Source organism: Bacillus kalamii, from assembly GCF_047238185.1.
Classification (GTDB): Bacteria; Bacillota; Bacilli; order Bacillales; family DSM-1321; genus Bacillus_AD.
The window spans coordinates 1,786,144-1,809,435 of sequence record NZ_JBDFMI010000001.1; the positions used below are offsets into that span (position 1 = coordinate 1,786,144).

At 39.1% G+C, this 23,292-nt stretch carries 19 protein-coding genes and 1 riboswitch; of the genes, 8 read left to right on the forward strand and 11 right to left on the reverse strand.

Translation table 11 applies throughout. The annotated features are described in order from the left end of the window. The first annotated feature begins 24 nt into the window (after window positions 1–24). From ABC357_RS08975 to ABC357_RS08995, 5 genes are all read left to right on the forward strand, one after another. The gene (locus ABC357_RS08975; RefSeq protein WP_412887171.1) at window positions 25–1,680 is read left to right on the forward strand and encodes an FAD-binding protein; all 1,656 of its coding nucleotides are present in this window, start codon (window positions 25–27) and stop codon (window positions 1,678–1,680) included. Between the two features lie 31 nt (window positions 1,681–1,711). Then, window positions 1,712–2,167, forward strand: a complete 456-nt coding sequence (locus tag ABC357_RS08980; RefSeq protein WP_412887172.1) for an SRPBCC family protein — start codon at window positions 1,712–1,714, stop codon at window positions 2,165–2,167. A 582-nt stretch (window positions 2,168–2,749) separates the two neighbouring features. Continuing rightward, on the forward strand, window positions 2,750–3,247 hold the full coding sequence (locus ABC357_RS08985) for a hypothetical protein (RefSeq protein ID WP_412887173.1): 498 nt from the start codon (window positions 2,750–2,752) through the stop codon (window positions 3,245–3,247). A gap of 598 nt (window positions 3,248–3,845) precedes the next feature. After that, window positions 3,846–4,451, forward strand: coding sequence for a TVP38/TMEM64 family protein (locus ABC357_RS08990; RefSeq protein WP_412888622.1), 606 nt, complete (start codon window positions 3,846–3,848; stop codon window positions 4,449–4,451). 808 nt (window positions 4,452–5,259) lie between these two features. Next, window positions 5,260–5,448: a hypothetical protein gene (locus ABC357_RS08995; RefSeq protein ID WP_412887174.1), complete on the forward strand. Its 189-nt coding sequence runs from the start codon at window positions 5,260–5,262 to the stop codon at window positions 5,446–5,448. A gap of 64 nt (window positions 5,449–5,512) precedes the next feature. Here the strand turns inward: ABC357_RS08995 and ABC357_RS09000 are convergent, their stop codons facing one another. From ABC357_RS09000 to ABC357_RS09020, 5 genes are all read right to left on the reverse strand, one after another. Further along, window positions 5,513–6,193 (reverse strand): hypothetical protein, encoded by a 681-nt coding sequence (locus tag ABC357_RS09000; protein WP_412887175.1) that lies wholly within the window; start codon window positions 6,191–6,193, stop codon window positions 5,513–5,515. A gap of 725 nt (window positions 6,194–6,918) precedes the next feature. Next, window positions 6,919–7,095, reverse strand: coding sequence for a hypothetical protein (locus ABC357_RS09005; RefSeq protein WP_412887176.1), 177 nt, complete (start codon window positions 7,093–7,095; stop codon window positions 6,919–6,921). Continuing rightward, the gene (locus ABC357_RS09010; protein WP_412887177.1) at window positions 7,088–8,281 is read right to left on the reverse strand and encodes a DUF4062 domain-containing protein; all 1,194 of its coding nucleotides are present in this window, start codon (window positions 8,279–8,281) and stop codon (window positions 7,088–7,090) included. Before ABC357_RS09010 ends, ABC357_RS09005 begins: the two co-directional genes overlap by 8 nt. Continuing rightward, window positions 8,275–8,949 carry a hypothetical protein gene (locus ABC357_RS09015; protein WP_412887178.1) on the reverse strand — a complete coding sequence of 225 codons (675 nt, stop codon included), beginning with the start codon at window positions 8,947–8,949 and terminating at the stop codon, window positions 8,275–8,277. The genes ABC357_RS09010 and ABC357_RS09015 overlap by 7 nt, the downstream gene beginning before the upstream one ends. 232 nt (window positions 8,950–9,181) lie before the next feature. After that, complete coding sequence (locus ABC357_RS09020) at window positions 9,182–10,594, reverse strand: amino acid permease (RefSeq protein WP_412887179.1); 1,413 nt, start codon at window positions 10,592–10,594, stop codon at window positions 9,182–9,184. Window positions 10,595–10,757: 163 nt separating this feature from the next. Beyond that, window positions 10,758–10,940, reverse strand: a riboswitch (Lysine riboswitch). 261 nt (window positions 10,941–11,201) lie between these two features. Between ABC357_RS09020 and ABC357_RS09025 the strand changes: the two genes are divergently transcribed. Beyond that, window positions 11,202–11,495 carry a DUF6509 family protein gene (locus ABC357_RS09025; RefSeq protein ID WP_412887180.1) on the forward strand — a complete coding sequence of 98 codons (294 nt, stop codon included), beginning with the start codon at window positions 11,202–11,204 and terminating at the stop codon, window positions 11,493–11,495. 29 nt (window positions 11,496–11,524) lie between these two features. On the opposite strand, the gene ABC357_RS09030 is transcribed toward ABC357_RS09025, so the two are convergent. From ABC357_RS09030 to mprF, 5 genes are all read right to left on the reverse strand, one after another. Then, entirely contained in the window at window positions 11,525–12,694 is a 1,170-nt protein-coding gene (locus ABC357_RS09030) for an acyl-CoA dehydrogenase family protein (protein WP_412887181.1), read from the reverse strand. Between the two features lie 109 nt (window positions 12,695–12,803). Then, on the reverse strand, window positions 12,804–13,238 hold the full coding sequence (locus tag ABC357_RS09035) for a GNAT family N-acetyltransferase (RefSeq protein ID WP_412887182.1): 435 nt from the start codon (window positions 13,236–13,238) through the stop codon (window positions 12,804–12,806). Next, window positions 13,231–14,469 carry an MDR family MFS transporter gene (locus ABC357_RS09040; RefSeq protein ID WP_412887183.1) on the reverse strand — a complete coding sequence of 413 codons (1,239 nt, stop codon included), beginning with the start codon at window positions 14,467–14,469 and terminating at the stop codon, window positions 13,231–13,233. Before ABC357_RS09040 ends, ABC357_RS09035 begins: the two co-directional genes overlap by 8 nt. Window positions 14,470–14,614: 145 nt before the next feature. Further along, window positions 14,615–14,986: a nucleotide excision repair endonuclease gene (locus ABC357_RS09045; RefSeq protein WP_412888623.1), complete on the reverse strand. Its 372-nt coding sequence runs from the start codon at window positions 14,984–14,986 to the stop codon at window positions 14,615–14,617. A 90-nt stretch (window positions 14,987–15,076) separates the two neighbouring features. Further along, entirely contained in the window at window positions 15,077–17,668 is a 2,592-nt protein-coding gene (gene mprF, locus ABC357_RS09050) for a bifunctional lysylphosphatidylglycerol flippase/synthetase MprF (RefSeq protein WP_412887184.1), read from the reverse strand. 218 nt (window positions 17,669–17,886) lie between these two features. Between mprF and ABC357_RS09055 the strand changes: the two genes are divergently transcribed. Then, entirely contained in the window at window positions 17,887–18,675 is a 789-nt protein-coding gene (locus ABC357_RS09055) for an aminoglycoside adenylyltransferase domain-containing protein (protein WP_412887185.1), read from the forward strand. An 81-nt stretch (window positions 18,676–18,756) separates the two neighbouring features. Here the strand turns inward: ABC357_RS09055 and ABC357_RS09060 are convergent, their stop codons facing one another. After that, window positions 18,757–19,800, reverse strand: coding sequence for an SDR family oxidoreductase (locus ABC357_RS09060; protein ID WP_412887186.1), 1,044 nt, complete (start codon window positions 19,798–19,800; stop codon window positions 18,757–18,759). 827 nt (window positions 19,801–20,627) lie between these two features. Here ABC357_RS09060 and ABC357_RS09065 point away from each other — a divergent pair. Next, the gene (locus ABC357_RS09065; RefSeq protein WP_412887187.1) at window positions 20,628–23,210 is read left to right on the forward strand and encodes a bifunctional 2',3'-cyclic-nucleotide 2'-phosphodiesterase/3'-nucleotidase; all 2,583 of its coding nucleotides are present in this window, start codon (window positions 20,628–20,630) and stop codon (window positions 23,208–23,210) included. Window positions 23,211–23,292: the final 82 nt, after the last annotated feature.

The window sequence follows — 23,292 nt, forward strand, 5'->3', positions numbered from 1 at the left end:
TACATATCACAGGAGGAAACGATTATGCCTGCAAAAAAACCAGCACAATGGGATCGTGAAGTTGACGTTGTAGTATTGGGAACTGGGGGAGCGGCACTTGTGGCTGCTATTACTGCACACGATCAGGGATCAAAGGTTTTAGTTTTGGAAAAAACGCATCAACTTGGCGGCACAACAGCATTTTCTGGTGGAGTTCCTTGGATTCCATTAAACCGGTACATGAAGGATGCGGGAATTGAAGATACTCGTGAAGATGCATTAAAGTATATCCGCCGTGTCACAGGAGAAAAAGTGCCCAATTCTGAGCTTTTGGAAGTCTATGTTGATAACGCATACAAAATGATTGATTATTTGCATGAAAATACGCCTGTCCGTTTTAAAGTGCCGGAAAATTATCCTGAATATTACGGATATTTCGAAGGAACAAGAGCAGGGCGTTCAATAGACCCGCTTCCGTACGATATGAACGAAATCGGAGAATACGGTAAATTAATCCGTAATAATCCTACTTTCCCGCCACTTACTCTTGAAGAAGGCGGCGCAAAAGGCGGCATCGATTTCGGTAAAATCGCAGAACGTATGGAAAATAATATTGTTACAATGGGACGTTCTTTAATTGCTTCCTTGGTGAAAGGATGTATGGATAGAGGAATTGAAATCATCCTTGAAACACCAGGTAAAGAACTGGTGTTGGATGATGAAGGCGACGTAATCGGCCTTGTTGCAGAACAAGAAGGCAAAAAAATCTACATCGGCACATCAAAAGGTGTCATTTTAGGATCAGGCGGTTTCGAATGGAATAAAGAGCTGATCAAAACCTTCTTAAAAGGCGAAATTACTCACCCGCTTTCTCCATGGGGAAATGAAGGGGACGGCTTAATCATGGCAATGGAAGCAGGAGCATCACTTGCCAATATGAGTGAAGCTTGGTGGTACCCTGCATACCAGGATCCTACCTTTGAATATGAAGACCGTATCATGAACCAACTTGGCGGAAGCGGACGTTTCGGCCCGAACAGCATTATCGTCAATAGCAAAGCAAAACGGTTTGTCCATGAAGGAGCTACTTACAATGACCTTCCAAAGGCGTTCCATCATTACGATCCTGTAGCAGTGGATTGGCCAAACGAAAAGAATAACTGGATGGTGTTTGACCAACAAATGAAGGACCGGACGATGATCATCACGATGATGCCAGGCGAAGACGCACCTGATTGGGTTCCACAAGCTGACAGCATCAAGGAACTTGCCGAAAAAATCGGCCTAGATCCAGATGCACTGCAAGCTACAGTGGACCGTTGGAATGCTCAGGTTGAAGCAGGAGAAGACACTGACTTCCACCGTGGAACTACCTTCTTCGAAGGCCTTGAAGTGGGCGGCGGCTCAGCTGAGCGCAACCTTGGGAAAATCGAAAAAGGACCGTTCTATGCAGTTCCTGTCTACTATGGAGCTCTTGGCACAAACGGCGGCCCACGTATCGATGAAAATGGACAAGTGCTGAATCTTCGCGGCGGCAAAATTCGCGGATTATATGCAGCAGGCAACGCAGCAATGGGTATTTTCGGCCAATCTTATTTAAGCGCTGGCGGTACAATCGGGCCAGCTATGACTTTTGGTTACTTGGCAGGGCTAGCTATCGGAAAAACCGAAAGCAAAGAAGCAGAGCTAGAATTAATATAATAAAATAATAAAAAAAGGATGTGCATCAGACATGCCAGCAGGAACACATACCGTAGAATTACCAGTAGCGATTGAGGAAATTTGGAAATACGTAAGCGATATGGATAAGTGGGCACCGCTTGTACCAGGCTATATCACTCACGAAATCATCAATGATAAAGAATCAACTTGGGAGTTCAAGGGCGATCTAGGCTTCATGAAGAAAAAAGTAAAACTTAAAATCGATATCCAGGAATGGATCGAGCCGACAACAGTTACTTTCAACTTGAAAGGGTTATCTGACAACTTCAAAGGCGGCGGTTACTTTGAAGCAGAAAAAATCGATGATACCCATACAAACATGACAGGTAACCTGGACATCACTGCCGGAGGAGCGATGGGACCTATGGTCAATACCATTCTTAAAAACTTTGTGCCAAAAACAGCTGAAGAATTGACTGTGGCGGTTGCAAACAAGATTAAAGAAGAAAACGGCGTAGCCTTATAATATTTATAAAAAACCTCCAGTTGATAATCGCTGGAGGTTTTTTATAGATTAAATGATGAAACAGATGTATATCAAGAAAGGATGAACCTAAAAGGATTGCTAAGCTATATGATAGATGATTTCTTCTTCCTATTATTTATTGGCTTTTTTCATTCCTGACATGCCTTTACTAAAACCGACAAATGCTCTTTTACTTCATTTGTTGCCTTCTATTTATTCTTGATCCTCCAGTTTGCTTTTTTTAATCCTTCTATCTATAATTATATGACTCTCAGAAAAGTAAGGACAATATGATTGAAGCAGAACCGTACTAAGGTAGTTGAATTCACTGCCATGACGCTAAATGATAAAAAAATCAGAAGAGAAACGAACAATCAACCACTGATTATGAGTGGAATCTATGTATAAAAGCAAAACAAGATGCCATACATGTCAACCTATTCCTATTACCAAAGAGGGCTTTAGAAGAAGCTGTTGTCCAACAAACACTCCATGAATAAATTGAAAAAAAAAGCGCCTCTCCCTTTTTGAAATATAAAGAAACAAGGAATAGAATGATTTGAAGTAAAGGCAGCAAGGAGGATGACAGCCATAAAAGCCATTTTATTATTAAAACCGCGACTAATCTTCACAGATTCATATTATAAAGTAATTCTAGTGGATGAAAGACTATTTTTCATCAAAGTCGGCGGTCAATTTTATGAAGGATATGATCAAATAGGAGGACAATCCATTATTTTAGATATTCTTCTATGGCTGCCTGAAAGAAGAAACCGAAAGAAAAGACTGAAGAAATTAAATAAAATCAGAATATCCCTTTCTACGAATCCAGATCATTTAATGGATGATAAGAATAACTATCAAATGAAAATATCCAGTATCAAAGCCGTCCATATAAATGAAAATCCTTCATTTCATACCGGATGGTCGGATAACGGTAAAGTATTTATTGAAGTCGGAGGGAAAAAACAGAAATATATTCTTCCACTCTCAGGCACACCGGCAAAAATCATATCTTTTTTTGAATCAGCGAGCATTCCAATCAAGCTGACTAAATGGGGAGATATAGAGAGACTGTAAGCAACTTAAATGAGGAGCCAAAAGAAGTCTACCTTCTATTTTCAGGTGAAGTCCAAGCATTTCTAATGATTCGACTTTTCTAAAAAGGATATAATAAATCATTCACATAAAGAATTAGGTGTTCAACGATGAAAAGGGAAACCAGATTTGTTAAAGAAAGCTTTTTTAAAAAGACAGGGAAGGTACTATTGGGTATCTTGGATTATGTAGGTGGATTAATGGAGTTCATTGTGTCAACAGGCATTTGGCGGGCAATTACTTTTATGCCGAAAATGATTATGCGTCTCATACATTCTATTTTTGAGTAGTTTTGTTAGACTGAAAAGTGCTTTTTATTAGTCGAGGCGGAACATAATTAAATTTATGAAAGACAAGCTAGTGTTCCAGTATAAATAAACATTTCATATTTGATTAGCTCTCATTATCAAGGCAGCCACAGCATTTTTGTGGTTGTTTTTTTATGCCTTGCGATCATAAAAAGGATTACCAAAGCTCATTGGATAAAGCAAATAGCGATAGGGAATCATATAAATGGCATTTCAACAGATATTGAAGGTCGCCTAGAATGGATGGCCTTTAGGAAAAAGCGTGTTTGGGAGTGGTTCATATCAGCAATTTGGCAATGCAATTGGCTATTGGACATCTGGCAGATGCCGTCAATACCTATAAAGCGATCGGTGCTTTCAAAATCACTATTTTAATCTTTATTGAAGCGTTCATCCCTGTCATTCCGTTATGCGCATTAGTCATTTTAAATGCGGCGACTTATGGATTCTTAAAAGGATTCCTCATTTCCTATATTGGTTCGGTCAGCGGCAATTGGGCATTATATGCCGTTTTTTATTATTGCGGCCATTTTCGTTTTTTTTCAAAGATAAGGCAAAAGGAAAAAATCAAAAAATACGCTGATTGGCTTGAAAATAAAGGATTCTTCTTAATGGCATTATGCTGCTTTGTTCCAATCATTATAAATTCGATAGTGGCCATGCTTGCCGGTTTGAACAGAATTAGTTTTCGTAAATTTGCCGCAGCATCCGCTCTGGGGATTTTCGGGCTCTTTTTTATCCTTTCTATCATCGGTATAAGCGTGACAAACCTGTCTTCAAATCGATGGGAGATCCTTTACATTATTTTATTAGTGGCAATGTTAGCAGTTGTAGGGAAGATTGTGCAGGCCTATTTAATTAGGAATAAAAAGGCTTAAGGAAGAAGCGAAAAACGATCTATTAGCCGTATCCACTGGAATAGAACGTTAAATAGTGCAATTGTCAATAAAAGGCCTTATAAATTCACACGTAAAACAGAATAACTTATAAAGGTTTGTATGAAGGATAAATCAATTAATGGATTATAAAAGGGCCATTTTGATCATCAAGTCATCTGAACAATGCGTACATGGTCAGTCATTCTGCTTAAAACGAATGTTTAATTAATATTTTTATATATAATTCGGTTTTTACGTAGAGAAATGGCTATCTCCCACTGGCTGAATACAACAATAAATGCTTCAAACACGAATGATAAGCAAAGCACTATCCAAATTAGATTCGAGCGGAAAAGTATGAAGTTGAATGATTTATAAACGTGTAAAAAATACCCGTATATAGACAAGGAGGCAGGTTAAAGCACAAAGGATACAACATACTCTGTCCATTTTGGTTTGATGCGTGTTCAGAAAATAGTTAAAAGGAACCATAATTAAACTATATTTGAGAGAGCAATGATGAAAGCAAAGCAGGAAAGTGAGCTCACGTCTAGAATACTATTCATATTCATGTAGATTAATATGATATTATCTAAAAATATGAATAGTATTTTTGCTTGTAATTATGAAGAATACGGCTTTTTATGTATTTACAAATGACGAAAACATAACTCTATGTTTGAGTGGAAGCGGAGGGGTGGCATTTTTGAAGCTAAAAGAAATGGTGGACCTTTTTTTATTCAGAAAACGGTAGGGGACTTAGATATTGAAATTCCTGGGTTACAGATGGATTCCAGAAAAATAGAAATTGGATAGATCACAATATGAATTAGAAGTTGACCGCGAAAAAGCCATATATAAAGCAATTAAAACGGCAAAAACAAAAGATGTAGTCATTATAGCTGGTAAAGGACACGAAACGTACCAAACCAATAAAGACAAAACCGTCCCGTTTGATGATAAAGTCATTGCTATGAAGGCTATTGAAGCACTGTAGTTATATGCCTATTAGCAATGAGTGAGCTTTGGTCTATGCAAGAAACAACAGAAAATATGCGAGCTTAATCATAGTAAAAAATCCATTTATATAGGATTTTTTCTATTTCTTCTGGAGATAGTTTGTATTTTTTATGTGTAGCATCTAATGCAAGTTGATAATCATTTGATTGTGCATCTTGAAAATTCTTGGTTATGTTTCTATAAAAGTTGCCCATAAAGTCTAGTATGTCTTTTTCTAAGTACCCATTTTTTGTTTTATTGTCCATGTATTTCCTATGATGGTGACAAAGATAATCCTTAATTACAGCTTTTGCTGGATAAGACTTGTTATTAATTTTTAAAAGGCCACTTTCTGTAAAAATGAGCGACTTATTTTTATGAGTGTCTTCATACTGAAAGATATTATCCAGGTATGTAGCATAAATGTTAATATTTTTTGAATAAAGTGGGTTAGATTGGGTTTTCAATATTAGTTTTATAGCTAGATAAAAATGAGAAAATGTTGTGAATTGTTCTCTAAGTGGCAGTTCAATAAATGTTTCATTTAAAGAAATTGTTAATTTAGCACTATTTTTATAAAAGTTGACAGATACGTCATTAAATAAATGACTGTAATGAGATTCTTTAATAAACTGATTCACCTCTAAAACGAATGAATGTTTATACCTATTATTGGATAGAAAATATATAGTCAAAATAATTGTGAAGATAATAAGTAAATATGATAAAACTTTTTTATTCATTGTGCTTCTCCTAACTTTAATGATAAAAAAATACCAAAGTATTGTGTGTTAGAAGAGAATTCTTTTTGTCTAAATAGAAACACAAGCGTACCGTATATATTTCACTCATTTAAAAAGCTGTTGCTCACTAGCTCATTTTATTAAACAAGCCCATCCTTCCAGAAGCAAAAGAAGGATTAAGAATATTATTAAAGAGCGGCAGTACGTGATCAGTTTATAAAAATGCGGGTACAGGGTGGTTTTCGTGTATTGCGGGTTGAGATGGCCCTATTTGAGGAATGGTATAATATAATTGAAGCATTGGTATGAAGTGGGAGGAGGCGTTCTTTTTTTCCAATTTTACGCACAAAAATCGTTGCATTGTCTTGGTTGCTATTAGTGATTCATGCAGAAGTACAAAATTTGATTACTAATAACCGAAAATCAAATTTAGTTTGTTATGAGCTCAATAGTCTTGATCGAATAATTCCTAATGGTTGGTTAGAATTCGTTGGATTATCACTGAGCATGTGGCTGGGAGATTGGTAAGAAAAAATTAGAGTAGGGCTCTTGTGTCACTAGTTACAAAATAAGGGGTCAGAAGAAAGCTTTGATTAAAACCAGTATTCTAGTTTACATAATATATATTATAGGAAGTAATATAAGAAAGAGATTCTCACGTCTCAATTAGCAAGTATACTTATGATAGTGAGACAGAACAAATTTTGTTCAAATGAGTTTTTGTTTTAAACAGAATTATCGCGTTTCATTTTTCCGTATAATTTTTCTTGTTTTTTAGCAAAACCTAATAGTTTACGGAGTTTTTCATTTTGATTAGATCTATTTTGGGCTTTTGATTCATTTGCTGACCGTGTTGCTTTTTCAGCTGTAGAACCTATATAAATTGGTTTGTTTTTAGCCATTTAGTATTCCTCCAGCCAGATCGATTGCTAAATCAAATATTCCTCGGTTTTGCATGATCGCTTCTGAAATATCAGATTCATAACTCTTTACACGTTTTTCTGACCATTTTTCTGATAATTCAAATTGCATAATGATAATTAGTTCTCCTGTACGTTTTGAGATATAAATATGCTGCTTTTCTTCCTGGTAATATACTAATTCTAAAGCGGAATTTCGTGTATATGTTTCAGTTGCCATCGATAGGCTGTTCTTTACGTCAATGAGCTGTGCCGGATGGCAGCCGACGGCTCCCAGCAAATGCAATTGCTCCCCTTCCCTCTCGTAAATCGATATCGATTGGCAAGCCGAAACGGTTGCGGCGATTTCTGTAGAAAACGTATTTTTATATTTATATATGTTTTGTTCAATGAATTGGTCTTTTATTACCTTTAAAAAAGACGGAATATCCAGCGTACCGCCAGCAATGCACTTCACTAACGCAATCGTTGAATGTTGAAAGGCCATCAAAGAATCGTAATCGCTGAATAAACCTTCGATTTCGTCCTTTAATGTATAGAAAGGCACACTTTGCTTCAGCACTTGGCTTAATGCGCTCCCTATAAAATCACATATATCCTGGGGCAAGCCAAAGGTATGAGTATATGTCCAAGGCGTCCTTACATATATATCATGGATAAATGCCCATATAAAGGGGTCTACATTTGTTTCTGCTACCTTTTGGTACCACAGTGGCTCTTTCGTTTTTTTGATCTCCAGAAGGTCTTTTACGAACGAATACGTATATGCCGGTTCTCTGTCAAACTCCAATATAAACGTTTTGATGTCCCTTTCCAGTTCTGCGTGTATGTGCGAATGATAAAATTGAAAAATACTTTGTTCTACAATTGGAATTATTAAAGTATTATGCTCAAGGGCTGTTAAAAATTCTGCGTACGTGGCTGTTATATTAGGGTCTTTCTCTGTGAAGCTTCCAGCTTTGTTCGATATAAAAAGGATTAGAATGTCCGATTCCCGCACTCTTTGCAAGCAGGATTCTAATGTATCGTCAGAGTATAGTCCTATATCATACTCATAGAGGACCGTGTTATGTCCGCATTTCGTTAATGATTCCCTTAACAGATTCCGGATGGGCACAAGTGTTTCCTGCGCTGAGGAAGAGATGAAAATCGTTGTTCTTTCTACCATTTGGCGACCTCGCTATGGGTGTGCATGAATTCGGAAATCGCCTGCATTACTGCTTGTATTGATTCTATAGAAGCAAAAACATTGCCCTCGTGCTCCAAAGAACAATTTCCATCTTCTAAACAAATGGCCGATATGTTCTGCTTTGCACTTGCATGTAAAAACCTTGCCTCATGGAAATTGGGATCATCGTCCCCCATTACTAACAAGCCCTGTTGAGTACTGCTAATGAGCGATTGATAAACATAATCCATCTTTAATAGAGGGGTTAGCCAAATAAACGCCGCTTCTTTAAATAAAGGTTGCTGTGTAAGAAAGCTTAACCCGATGGTACCGATAGATTTGCCGATCAGATCAAATGTATGATAGTTTTTTTCTTGGACAAAAGCGTTTACCACCGCTTGCACATCGTTTTGAATGGCAACACGCAGTTCTTCACTGGAGTGCACTTCAAAATGGAGAGCATCATATTGATAGTTTATGTGTAAAACATCTATGTTGTTTTGCAGGTATAACGCTGTACAGTAATGAAACAGAGGGCGTTCTGTATGATAGGTTGAACCTGGAAGCATGATGGCTAGATGCTTTGTTTCACGGTTATTATGATGAAGAGTATAAGATACTGGGAATTGTTTGAATCCATTTACTGAACCATTTTCACTGAATATCATAGCGTTCGGGCTCCCCTTTCACGTAAAAATGCTGTTTTTCAGCATCGAGAACATATGTTCTTTTCTGGTGGTTAGTCCTCTTTTTTTCTAGTTTATGCCTAAAATCATGACTATATTAGTGGTTTTAGACAGAAAATGACGCACACATTATGCCCTTTTTTACATAAACGAACATATGTTCTTCTTTGATCCTAAAAAAAGAGCTGCCTACGTGTAGCAGCTCTTTTTGCTTTTATTTTACGTTCAGCTGTTCTTTTTCGTTATCCTTTACGAACTTATAGAAGAATACACCGCTGAACAATAATAGCATTCCGAAAATAAACGTTTTAATATTTGCTGTTCCTGCGAATAAAACATATACAGAATACGCACAAGCAATGAAACCGATTATGCCATCGCCGAAACGGTTAGATCCTGTTTCATATGTTTCCCCGGTATAAACAAGCTTCAGTTGGAATGCCGAAGCGATCACATAAGGGACCAAGTAGGATAGCGTTGCAATATAGATAACGAATTGGAACGCCTGTGAAATAGAACTTGATATAGTTGAAAAAATGAATAGTTGCCCCAGTATATTAGTGATGATCAATGAGAATACCGGCAATCCATGCTTATTTTCCTGCATAAAGCGCGGAATAAATAATCTTTGTTTGGCTGCCGCACTAGGAACCTCAGCAGATAGCATAACCCAACCGATTGTGGAACCCATTAAAGAAATCAAACCGAGTGCAGCGATTAATTTTCCGCCTATCGGACCCATAATGAGTGTGATGGCATCGATCAGCGGTTTATCCGAGTGAACCAGAGCATCGTTTGGCAGAATGCCCATAACCAATAAGCTGATTCCAATATATAAAGATAATGCGATCAATAGTCCAAGGATGGTTGCTCTCTTGACATCCGATTGCTTTTTGGCACGTGACGCAAATACAACAGCGGATTCCACTCCTACGAATGCCCATAATGTAATGACAGCTGCTGACTGTACTTGGCCAAGGAGGCCGACAGTTTGGCCCGAACTGGTCACTTGGTCCGCGATGAATGGAACAATATTGCTTTTTTCAAAAGCAGTCAATCCGATAATAATAAAAAGAATGAATCCGCTGACTTTAGCAATAGTAGCCATTAAGTTTAGTTTCCCTGCCCCTTCTACACCACGCAAAACGATGAAATGGGTAACCCATAACATGAGCGAGCATACTAGGAACGTCAAGGCATTACCGACTTTCAATTCGAAGCTTCCAACGGTGAACAAAGTCACTTGGCTGGTCAAGCTTGGGAAAAAGGTTGATAAATACCCGGCAAATGTAGTGATAATAGCGATATTGCCTGCCAAGTTACCGATCCAGTAACCCCAGGTGGACATGAATCCTGATAATGTTGCCGCATTTGAGCCTTTTGCAAACAATTCTTTTGCATATATTTGCGGTCCGCCTTGCAGTTCCGGCTTCCGTTTACCTAAATTGCCGAATACCAACGTGACGAACAAGACACCCAACCCGGTAAATAGCCAGGCAAGGATGACTCCTCCAGGGCTCGCTACAGCTGCCAATGATTGCGGCAGCATAAAAATGCCAGAGCCGACCATATTGCCGACCACTAAAGATGTTAACACCCAAAAACCCAGTTTGTGCTTATTTCCCACTTATTAACTCTCCTCTTTAGCCCTTAATCGGGGCTTTCTCTAGTTTGTTATTGAATACTTCTCATGGATGTTGGTAGAGTTTTGGCAATTTCACAAACAAAAAAACACACCAATTTAAAACTGGTGTGTTGTATGTATAGAGACCAACGCCACCATCAGACTTTGTTGTGATAGTTCTTCATGGCGATTTCGCCATGACAGTCCTGCACCTATTATGACGCAGTCCCAGCTCTTTGCATTCAGACACATGCAACGCTTCGGCGGTTTTCCCTTTCTATAGATATCAACGGAATGTTCTGGCTCCTCCATCTATATACTCTTAAAAACCGCAACCTCTACCTCACCTTCATCTGATGAGGATCATTCATTAATACTATAATCGTATAGTAATCCCCAAAAGACGTCAAGAATAAAATAGAAGTTGAGATTTTCAGAACCATTTTACTAGTTGAAACATACTGGTTTATCTATCCTCTATTTTAACTGCTTTATTAAGCTATATCCTTTGTAATTTATTCCAATGGCGTATCTGGAGAATAGCCTCCTTCTTCCCTTCCCGCTATATTATCGCTATAATATAGGCATGCTGACAGGAAGGATGTTTACTATGATAGAAATCAAAGAATTTGAAGGACAATTAATAAACGACCAATTCGGTATTTTACCTGGAAATAGATATGAATTTCTTCTATTCATCGACGTTCCCGAGGATGATGAACTTTATCATGAAAATGGAGTATATGCCCGTGTTCTCTTTAAAGTGGAAGAAGGCAAAGAATCATTGATTTCTTATGATTTACATGAAAGAGGAGAAAATACGGTGCTTGATTTTGAATTAGAAGACGAAGAAGTGGAGATTTTGGCTGCTTTTTGCAAAGCCCATTATCAGGAAATGATTTAAGTAGGCTAAACATATAAAACCACCGGCCATTAAAGGGCTTCGGTGGTTTTTTTTATGTTATGGATTGCTTGGAAAGCGAGATTTTGTAATACAGCATCATCCATTGGCGGATTGTGCAAACCAGCGCGTACATCCCTGTAATAACGCTGCAAAGGGTTCGTCGACTGAAGGCTTTTGGCACCGACAATTCGCATGGCCTTGTCGACGATATCCACTGCTTCATTGGTCACCGCTTTTTTTACAGCCCCCAATTGCGGGCGAAGATTTCCCTTATCATTCGGTTGGCTAAGCCATTGGGCGGCCACGCTGTAAAGGAAATGGCGGCTTTGAAGCCATTTCAGCTCCATTTCACCTATTTTAGCCTGGACAGCTGGCAGATCGCTTATTGTTCCTGTGATGCTATTAGGGGAATAGTGGACAGCGAAATCTATTGCCGCTTCCCTGGCCGCTCCAGCAATGCCAATGTAACAGGCAGGTATGTGCAATAACCAGCTTGAATCTACCGGATGTTCCTTCTCCGCATATTCGGCTAAATACATGTCCTCCAACTGGACACCATCTAAAATGAGATCTTCGCTTCCAGTTCCCTGCATGGACATGACATCCCATGTATACTCGATAGACACCCCTTCATTTTCCCGGCTGACTAAAAACCAGCCCACTTTTTCTTCTTCAGGAATCCATGCGCTGACAAGGAACAGGTCTAAAGCTGGCGCGAGGGATGTGTACGTCTTTTTACCATTGATAATCCATTTGCCGTCTTTTTTAATGGCAGTCGTCACCGGACGTCCGCCTCTGGTCGGACTCCCTGTCTGAGGTTCAGAGGCAGCGCGGTTTATAAGCGAACCTTCCCCTACTTTAGTGAATACTTCATCTAATAAAGCAGGATTCCATTTTCGGTTCGGATCCTGCAATTCCAAAACAATTCCGCAATGCCAGCCGATGGCAAGCGCCGTTGCTCCTGAATAGCGGGCTATTGTCTCCTGTGCGAGCAAATATGTGTAAAGATCAATACCCTTTCCTCCATATTGCGTAGGCAACGTAGCTTTCGTGTAGCCTATGGCTTTTAGTTCTTCAATATCCTCATGATGGAAAGTGCGTTCCTCATCATAATACGGTGCACGATCAGCGAAGCCTTTGACAGATTGCCCGAGTTTTTCGATAAATGATTGTTCATTTGCATTGCGGTAAAAAGACATACTCTTATCCCTCCCGGCTTATACTCTTTTAAATCCGATTAAATTCATATGTTTAGTGTAATCTTCTGTTCCATATAAGTAAATCATTCTGCTACATGTATTGTGAGAATCATCTGATCCTTGCACTGAATGCCATTTTCAAAGATGGGTTCATCATAGTGCGTATAAAGTAACCGGTATCCACTTTTGTCAGTTTAAATCCGCATGATTGATATAAGGATAGCTGGTAAATGCTGCTGTTTCCTGTAGCTATTTTCAACGTGCCATATGAAGATTTCTTCCCATAGTGTATGCAATGCTGCAGTAAAGCGCGCCCATACCCTTTACCTTGTTCGCTTTGGGAAACAGCTATATTCTTAATTTCTATACATGTTGGGGAAATATCTTGACATACGGCTATTCCGACTAGTTCATCATGTATAGTGGCCTGAAACATCATACTATTGCTTATATAGCGATTGATCATTTCTTCAGCAGGATCCGCTAATAATAGGAGATTGATGGCTTGTCGATCCAGAATCTGATTTTGAGAGATGTTAAGCATTTATTTGAATACTGCCTCCTTTTTCCTCTTTTCTTGCCTGCACTTTCTTTGCTGATAGGATGAACAGGCATCCGGCGAGCGTAATAAAACCGATGATGATGAATGTAAAAGACATATTTTCCGCTGATAAGAATGATAATAAGAACCCGCCGATAGATGGTCCTGCCACCTGGCCAACAGACGTAAAGCTTAATGCGCCAAAATACAGCCCTTTTTTGTCTGGAGGGGACATTTCATCCACAAAGAAATCGGTCATCGTGAATATAAGGATCTCACCTGCCGTGAATACAATTGTACACACTATCAGGCTCCAAGTATGTGAAATGAAAGCTAAACCGAACAAACTGGTCCCTGTCAATATGACACCCAATAAAATGGAAGTCAATGCAGAATATGTTTTCCCGATACGCAGCAACGGATACTGTAGCACAATGACCGTCACTGCATTGAGGCTCATCATATATCCGTAAATCGTCACACCATCGACAAAAGCATCAGAACCAGACAAGTATTGGGGCAACGTTGATGAAAACTGCGAATAGCCGATATTTCCGCAAATCATGCCCATTAGAGTAAATAAGAGAATCTTATCCATCGAGATGGTATGCATCGATTGTTTAAAGGTCGATGGTACAATTATGGCTTGTTGATGTTCTTTAGATTTCTTTTCCCCGTATTTCGAGAATACAATGAGTAAGGCTATCCCATACAAGACATACATAGCTGCAGTACCCAAAAACGGAATTGTAAGGGATGACCTCCCCAGCTGCAGACCTAGAATCGGTCCAAGAACAACGCCGACATTGATGGCTGTATACCTTAAATTGAACACCTTCAATTTGTTTTCCTTACTTGTATACTCGGACATTAACGCCCTTGAGGATGGCTCAAAAAAGGATTTGCAGGCGCCATTCATAGCGTTGCAAACAAAGAAAGCCCATATACTGTCAGCAAAAGCAAAACCGCAAAATACGAGAATCCATAGTAATAACGAAGAAAGCATAATGGCTTTCCGTCCTAACCTGTCAGACAAGTGGCCTCCGATAAAACCAGTCAGAACACCAACAAGAGCACTTACGCCAATAATCATGCCTGTAATCGACGGTGAAATGTGCTTAGTTGCTGTTAAATAAACTGCAAGAAAAGGCATGCTCATAGACGTGGAAAGCCTAGCGAAAAAAGTTCCTATGATCACGCTGTATACAAGCGGATGGAGTTTATTGTTCTTCATTCCATATTCACTCACTTTCCCACCCACTATTTTTCGATTAATCTGTCTTTTTCTGATGTATACATATTACAGCAATTAGACAAAACGAGAAAGGGGCATCTATGTGCAAAAAAGAAAAAGGCTCGCCTATAGGCAAGCCTTTTAATCAATTGAATTTTTTGTCTACATTGTATTTTGAATCTAATGTGTTTATGATATATGTTTCATAAATATCACGTTCCATAGGGTCATTCACGACACAAACATCAATTGTATACACTTCTTCGCGATGGTTTTTCATCGGAGACACTGAGTCTTCAAAATGCTTCTTAATGCGCTGTCTTAGCTTTCTCGCTTTGCCGACAAACAAAAGCTCATCATGAATATTATAAAACATGAAGATGCCGCCTTTATCACGGGGGATTTTGTGAAAATCAATAAATCCATAAATATCTTTAATAATGGGTTCATCCGCTGTTCTTATTTGTTTTCGTTGTGATATGGATACATCTGTTTGTGGAATTTCAATCTTAATCACGTTCATTCACTTCCTCTATATGTGTAAAGGTTTATGCTACCATACTTCTTTTCTTAAAGCCACACATGATTCTACCATAACAACTGTCCATTAACCAGTATAGCTTTTGTTTTCGAAGGCAGCCTCATGCTTCTTTCTCTTCCTGCGCAGCGGTGTATTCCCTTTGCCGATCATTCGTGTAACTAATACCATGGAAGCAACAAGTGTTTTATTTTTTCGGTAAGCCATATATTTGCCGCTCCATTTTGGATGATACTTTTCTTTAAATTTCCGTAAACCGCTGAAACTATACATGTATTGAATATTATTATAGACATTCGCAGCAATCCGTTCGGCAAAAAAAGCCTCGTTTTTGGTTCCGACATTGGATAATGGTGCCATTCCGAGATTAAAATACCGATAGCCATTTTCCTTTGCATATTGGAATAAGTGTATAAAAATGGCGTCCATCGTACCAACCGGTGCATCAGGTACATGCCTCATTAAGTCGATGGAACATTTTTGTTCTTCATACATAGGCATGATTGTGGCAAACGCAATAATTTTATTGCTCTTGTCCTTTAAAATGGCAACCGGTGCTTCACGAATATAATCCTCTTCAAATTCACCGATTGAAAATCCTTTTTCTTTCCTTTTGCCAAGCCATTGATTGGAAACGAGCCTTAACTCTTTATAGACCGTATCGCTGATGGTGGGCAGTACTTCAAATTGGTATTCCTCTCTTTCAAACCGATTGAAGGTTGCCCTTAGCCCTGCTTTTTTCTTGCCGCTTAACGTAAATTCATCCAGATCCACGTATGCTTCCTCGCCCAACTTAAAGAACTGGTATCCAAAGTCATGATATAAATGCATAAAAGACTGATCGACTTGATAAAACACGACAAGATAACCTAATCGGTTTGCTTCCTTCATAAACTCGTTAAGCGCCAAGGAAAATGAGCCTTGGTCCCCGTTTGGATCGCCGAGCACAATTAATCGGTTTTTATATTTTCTGAATAAGATAAGGGCCTTTCCGTCACTTGAAAAGAATAACCGTTTATCGCCCATGAACGCCAGATGCGTCAATGAATTGCCATTATGCTTTGATAAGAAATCCTTAAACAGGCTTCTGTTGAATTCAATGCCTATCTCTCTTTTGCGTATCCGGTTAAAGAAATAGGATCCTAACAACATGGCACCAGGTACGCATACAGCGGCAAAAATGGTCGATTCAAGTACTTCTGAAAACGTTCTGAAGTGCTCAGGCTCTCCTAATGCGGATAATGCAACGCCTAAATAAAAATAGATGGCAAGCATCGCAACCGTCAATATAACCGTCCATATATAATAGAAAAACGAGACAATCATATTTTCAACGATGAACTGCTTGCGGACGATAATCAATACAGCCAGGACAATGCCGATCAAAACAGCCTCATGAAAATCAAAAGATTTAAGTAAATGAGCAAATATCGATAAACATAATGAAATGCTTACAAACACGAAGGATTTTTTTGTACGGTTAAAAATCCCTTTTAGATTTAATACAAGGATGATGGAACAAGCCAAAATGATGTTATAGCATAAGTCGAATAACCTGATGGAAAACAGCCGTTCATTCATTGGGACGATCAAGACCGACGTAATATTAAGCCAGGCAGCGTACAATACCAATAAACTGAGTGCCCAATAGCCAATTTTAGACAGAAAATCCCGGTAGATGGACCAAACAACACCGGACGTCTCGATAGCCGGCCCGATGAACGGCTTGTCCTCGACCTTCTTAATAGTCGCTCCCGTTAAATCCAATACTGTCAGCAAAAGCGCAAGCAGAAACGGGATGATGTAATACACAATGCGGTACATTAACAATACAGTCAGCGTCTGTTCTTCCGGCAGCCCATAAAAACTCATGCCAAGAAGAAACGTCAGGTCAAACGAACCGAATCCCCCTGGAACAAAGGATATAGTCCCGACGATGGCAGATAGGACAAATATGCCCATTGCTGTCCGCCATTCAAAATCAATGCCGAACAAATACAGTAACAGCAACAATACCGCTGCAGCAAACAGCCATTCAATAATGGACGCCGCTGAGAACATCCCATTCATTTTAAAGAATGGCTTAAAAGAAGATGAATGCCCCTTTTCTTTTTTTGCTTGTAGATATGTAATGATGAAATATCCGGGCATAAAAAACGCCATACCGATGATAACCGGCCAAATCCATGGCTTGTCGGCCAGCAATCTATCGGCGGGAAAAATATGTACAAGTACTAAAATGGCCAAAAAGGAAAGCCCGTTCAAAGATCCTGTAGTCATCCACGTAATGCCTTGTAAAAGGCTTTTATGGTCTTTATAGTAACTACGGTATGTTACATGGCGTAAACTTGCACCTGCTAATCCCCCAAAACCGATTACTGAATTGAGTGCGCTTGAAATAAATCCAGTGCGCACATATTTACCGGTAGGAATGTCTATCCCCATGCCTTTGACCAATCCCGCATCATATAACGTCATAGACAGAACAGCCAATAGCCCAAATCCAATAATAAATGCGGTATCAAAGGTACTTACATTTGATAAAGTATGCAATGCTTCCTTAATTGAAATCGATTTTAATTCAATGCTTGCCCGATATACGACAAATACAATGACTAAAATAGGTATGACAATTTTTGCATACTTCTTGATTGTGTTCATTGTCATCCCTCCTACATATTCTTTTTTCGCACTATTTTAATAATTACACAAAACCAATGCTCTAAACCACATTATTTTGACAATTTTATATTCAATAGATATGGCATTCTTAATAGGAGTCTTGGAGAATAGCCTTCTATTGAAAGGTATATGAATACATTTGACCTGTCAATTATATCCAATTAAAATGAGAGTAAAAAAGGTTGGGAGAGACCGCATTGGACATTCAGCCAAATCTAGATGGGATTGTACGCATGCTAAAACACCATTTGGGTACAAATCTAACAGGGATATACTTGCATGGCTCCCTAGCAATGGGATGCTTCCATCCAAACAAAAGTGATATAGATATACTTGTAGTTGTCCAACGAAAAATCGCGACTGAACGATTAAGGTCCATAGCAGAGCAGTTGATCGCTCTTGAGGAAGCACTTTCAATAAAAAGGGGCATCGAGCTTAGTATCTTACTGGAGTATTGCCTTTCGGATAGTGAATATCCGGTCCCTTTTGAATTTCATTATTCCGCTTTTCATAGAAAGAAGTATAAAAAGGATCCCCTATATATATGCGGAGGTTATAAGGATCCTGATCTAGCAGCCCATTTGACAGTTACATTCCATCGCGGAATTACGGTTTACGGTAAAGCTATAAAGGATGTCTTTAAGCCAGTAGATCCACACTTCTATGTCCAGTCAATTATCTATGACATAGAAAATGCCCTTAATGAAATACAGGATCATCCAGTATACTACACACTCAATCTATGCCGTGTTCTGCACTATTTAAAAGAAGGAGCCATCTCCTCTAAGAAAGAAGCGGGAAATTGGGGCTTGGAACAACTGCCAACTAGATTTGTGCCTCTTATCCAAAGTTGTCTCGATGAATATGCAGATCTTCCTTCTTCAAATGACCTGCAAAACCGCGAATTGAAAGAATTCACAATATTTATGATGAATACTATTACGGAACAACTGCAATTGAATAGCGATAAGGGCAATACCCTGTAGCAAAGGACAAAGCAAAAGCCCAGTTACGCTAGTTCTGGGCTTTTGCTCACTATATATGCACGTAAAGATCAGCATGGGCTTTTAGTTAAAACCATTTATAATCCTTTTTAACATTTTTTCGTCCATATGGAGCAACTTTAGATTCTGTTTCTTAAGCAGCTGCTCTGTTTCAGGACATTGAAAGTTCACCGTCCTGCTCAAATAAGGCTTAAATACAGCAAGGGGTTCATTGAAAGAAAGTTCGTCTGCGCGCAATAGATCTTTCTGCTGATAATCGACCAGCTCCAGTTCCGGCATTTGGAGATGTTCTTTAACCAATTCGAATACGTCCTTTTGGAGAGGAGGATTTGGATTGGTAGCGTGATAGATGCCTCTGTTTTCTCCATATAGGCAAGCAGCCATGGCTACCTTTGCCACATAGTCCACGGGAACAATATTGGAAGCGGATTGGCCATCCAGCAGTAGCCGAAAGGGACTAACGTCCGTTTGAGGTTTTCTCTCCATTCTGCGCTTCAGTATCCTTAAGCTTCTCAAAATGCCGTATAAACCAAAGGATGTTTGTGCTTCCCCCGTTTTGCTATCGCCGATGATAATGGAAGGCCTAACAATTTGGATAGACATCGATGTACTGTAGGACATCACCAAATATTCAGCTATGCACTTCGTCCTTTCATAACTGTTGCAGAATTTCCTATCCATCGAATAGAGCAATTCATGCCCCTCATTATCCATACCGACCGTATAAGCGGTACTTACATAGATAAAGGATTTGCAGCCAATTTGCTCAGCAGCCTGAAGAGCATGCTCAGTGCCAATAACATTTACTTTATATACTTTTTCATCATCCAATGGGTTGAAAGACAATAAAGCAGCGCTGTGGACCATGCAATCCACTCGGCCTTTCCATTGATTGATGGTTTCTTCATTCAAACCTAAGGAGGGTTTTGTCAGTTCCCCTTCTACGATATATAGGCTACTTCTCTTATCCTTATCTATTGACTGGACTATTTGCTGGGCCTTAACCTTGTTTCGAACGAACAACAATACTTCATGGCCTTCATTCACCAGTTGCCCGGCAATCTTCATTCCCAGGAAACCAGTCGCACCTGTCAGAAAAATCCGCATGTTTCCACTCCTGATTTCATAATTTCACATTACTATCATACAGGATTGAAAGTAGCCATTATACAAGAAATATTATACTGTTATACGCCTATCATTGATTGAAAAGTGCGCTGGAATCCTTATTGTATATGAGGGTAAATAATAGCGCTGAACCCGTCATAAGAAGAAACTACAAGCTCTTAGAATACAGGCACATGATTTACTAAAGCGCCTTTGTTTGTATAAACAGTAGTAAACACCGGATATTATTCTTAAAAGATTGCTTGTTTTACTCCGTGATATGTGTTAAAGTTACTTTTGCGATGAGCTAAATTGTGTAAGACGATGGATACTCCTTTAGGAAATACACGAATGTGGCGTGTATTCCATCGCCTCAATTCGATAAAAAAAGACACCTTCTTCGGTGTCTTTTTTTATGTGCTTCGTTTTTACCATCCATCCAAGAAATGAAACAAGGATATAAGGAGCCGAAATAAAACTCTTGGTAAGAATGAGAGTATATTCCATAGTATTTCCACAAATATATTACCGGCTATTTCCCCTGTTACTTCAACGAAACATTCTTTGAATGACCTGGACTTTCTCTTTTTCTTTCTTTTCATCTTTTTTCCTTTTCAGCACCGTTTGTTTACAATAAAAAGCTCTATTCTTTCTCTAAATCTACTAAATAAATAGGTAAGAATATATGTATTATACAATAAATTCCAAAATACTTAAATAATATATATTATCGAAAAATTTACAAAAAACTCTTTCTATATCATTTTGAATAGGATACAATATTTTGGCAATAGTTCCATCTAATACATATTGAAGGAGGAAATTTCATGAAGAAATTGACTACAAAGAAAAAAACTCTGCTGACAACTGCTGTTGCATTGGGACTTATCATTCCACAGGCTGCTCCCATCGTTTCCTATGCCGATGTCATGAAGCCGGAAACAATCAAACTGCGAATTATGGAAACGACTGATACACATACAAATCTACTTCCATATAATTATTACAGTGGAAAAGATGATGAGTCTGTCGGACTGACTAAAACAGCGACACTAGTGAAGCAAGCCCGTTCCGAAGCGAAAAACTCTGTTCTTGTCGATAACGGGGACACCATCCAAGGAACACCTCTGGGCAATTATTTTTCCAAAATCAAGCCAGTCAAAAAAGGTGAAGTCCACCCTGTCATCAAAGTAATGAATGGCATGAAATATGATATTGCCAATCTAGGAAACCATGAATTCAATTTCGGCTTGGATTACTTGGATGAAGTATATAATGATGCTACTTTCCCACATGTCAATGCAAACGTTTACAAGGATGACAAGGACCAAAATCCGGATAATGATGTGAATGAGTTTACTCCTTATCAGATCATCGAGAAAAAAGTAACAGATGAAGACGGTAAAGAAGTGACATTGAAAATCGGATACTTAGGATTGGTTGCTCCGCAAATCACAGATTGGGATAAAGCGAACCTTGATGGTGTAGCAATTACGAAAGATATCGTTGATACAGCGAAAAAATTTGTTCCTGAAATGAAAGAAAAAGGCGCAGACATTATCATTGCGATGGCTCACTCCGGTGTCAATTTGGCAGCAAAAGCCGGAACAAAATCGGAAGATGCTGTATTGCCGCTTAGCGAAGTTGAAGGCATCGACGCCATCACTTTCTCTCATACACACCAAGTATTCCCTACCGGAGATGAAAAAACATTAGACCCTATCTTCAAGGATAAAGCGGGCAAATTGGATCCTAGCATTGATAATGTCAAAGGAACCATTAACGGTACTCCTGCCGTTCAAGCGGGTGTTGCCGGTTCAGACTTAGGTTTAATCGATTTAACGATCCAAAAAGTGGATGGGAAATGGAAAGTGACAGATTCTCAGTCTACCACCCGCAAAATATACGATAAAGCGAACAAAAAATCACTTGTGAACGCTGATGCCGAATTGGCAGCAAGCATAAAAGCCGACAGTGAAGCTGCAATCGCTTATACAAATGGAAAATTAGGGACAACCTCCGCTCCTATCCATAGCTATTTCGGGCTTGTCCAGGATGACCCTTCCATCCAGGTTGTAACAGCTGCCCAAAAATGGTTTGCCGAGAAATACATTGCGTTAAACGCAAAAGAATATAAAGATACTCCTATTCTTTCCGTTGGGGCTCCTTTTAAAGCTGGACGAAATGGTGTGGAAGAATACACGGAAATTAAAAAAGGCGATTTGACAATCCGCAGTGCGGGCGACCTTTATTTGTATGACAACACACTGAAAGGCATATTGGTAAAAGGATCGACTGTAAAGGAATGGCTTGAAATGTCAGCAGGCAAATTCAATACGATTGATCCAGCAAAAACAGAAGAACAGCCATTGTTGAATCCATCATTCTATGTGTTCAATTTCGATGTGATTGATGGTGTCACATACCAAGTAGACGTGACGAAAGCACCTAAATATAAACCCGACGGCACAATCAATGACAGTTCTTCGAGCCGAATTGTGAACCTTCAATATAACGGCAAGCCGGTTGATCCTAACCAAGATTTCATTATAGTGACTAACAATTATCGCGCAAGCGGCGGCGGGAACTTCCCTGGTGTCAAGGGCAGCAAGGTTGTCATCGACTCAGCAGATGAAAATAGACAAATCTTAATGGAGTATATCGCTGAGCAAAAGACGATCAATCCGACGATCGACCATAACTGGTCTATTGCACCTATTAAAGAACCTGTAAATGTTACATTCACTACAAGTCCAAAAGCAGAAGAATATGCAAAAGAAACATCGAATATTTCCTATACAGGAAAAACAGATGATAAAGGTTTCGGCATCTTTAAAATGGATTTAAGCAAAACAAATGAAACCATCCCAACGCCAGAGCCTGTCCCTACACCGGAACCAACTGTGTCATTTAAAGATGTACCTGCAAACTATTGGGCTAAAGCATATATAGACCAATTGGCTGCCAAAAAAGTGGTTCTTGGCAAAAAGGATGGCACGTTCGGGCCGAACGACCTGTTGACAAGAGGACAATTCATTTCGATGCTGACACGTGCCGCTGGATTGAGCGATGGTACATTGACAGGGGCTCAAGAAATAGAAATCGCTTATAAAAATGGGCTAACAAGCAACACTCCAGCCACTTTTAAAGCAGGCAGTAAAGTGACACGCGAACAAATGGCGCAAATGGTCATGAACGCCTATAACAAAATAAATAAAACAAACTATACAGCGAAAAAACAGGCGGGCTTTAAAGATTATAAAAAAATCAGCAAACGTTTCACTAATTCTGTCAACGCTGCATACGAACTTGGATACTTGTCAGGAAATACAAACGGAACATTCAATCCTAGTTCAACCGCTACCCGTGCACAAGCAGCCAAAGTGATATCCTTATTAATTAAAAAATAATAAATGTAAGCCAAAAAGGATGCCTAGTGATGGGCATCCTTTTCGTTACTATCCTTGGCAAAGATCAAAATACCCTATGACT

Coding starts and splice junctions, on each gene's coding strand:
- ABC357_RS08975 (WP_412887171.1), top strand. CDS start 25: ATGCCTGCAAAAAAACCAGCACAATGGGATCGTGAAGTTGACGTTGTA.
- ABC357_RS08980 (WP_412887172.1), top strand. CDS start 1,712: ATGCCAGCAGGAACACATACCGTAGAATTACCAGTAGCGATTGAGGAA.
- ABC357_RS08985 (WP_412887173.1), top strand. CDS start 2,750: ATGACAGCCATAAAAGCCATTTTATTATTAAAACCGCGACTAATCTTC.
- ABC357_RS09000 (WP_412887175.1), bottom strand. CDS start 6,193: ATGAATAAAAAAGTTTTATCATATTTACTTATTATCTTCACAATTATT.
- ABC357_RS09005 (WP_412887176.1), bottom strand. CDS start 7,095: ATGGCTAAAAACAAACCAATTTATATAGGTTCTACAGCTGAAAAAGCA.
- ABC357_RS09010 (WP_412887177.1), bottom strand. CDS start 8,281: ATGGTAGAAAGAACAACGATTTTCATCTCTTCCTCAGCGCAGGAAACA.
- ABC357_RS09015 (WP_412887178.1), bottom strand. CDS start 8,949: ATGATATTCAGTGAAAATGGTTCAGTAAATGGATTCAAACAATTCCCA.
- ABC357_RS09025 (WP_412887180.1), top strand. CDS start 11,202: ATGATAGAAATCAAAGAATTTGAAGGACAATTAATAAACGACCAATTC.
- ABC357_RS09030 (WP_412887181.1), bottom strand. CDS start 12,694: ATGTCTTTTTACCGCAATGCAAATGAACAATCATTTATCGAAAAACTC.
- ABC357_RS09035 (WP_412887182.1), bottom strand. CDS start 13,238: ATGCTTAACATCTCTCAAAATCAGATTCTGGATCGACAAGCCATCAAT.
- ABC357_RS09040 (WP_412887183.1), bottom strand. CDS start 14,469: ATGAAGAACAATAAACTCCATCCGCTTGTATACAGCGTGATCATAGGA.
- mprF (WP_412887184.1), bottom strand. CDS start 17,668: ATGAACACAATCAAGAAGTATGCAAAAATTGTCATACCTATTTTAGTC.
- ABC357_RS09060 (WP_412887186.1), bottom strand. CDS start 19,800: ATGCGGATTTTTCTGACAGGTGCGACTGGTTTCCTGGGAATGAAGATT.
- ABC357_RS09065 (WP_412887187.1), top strand. CDS start 20,628: ATGAAGAAATTGACTACAAAGAAAAAAACTCTGCTGACAACTGCTGTT.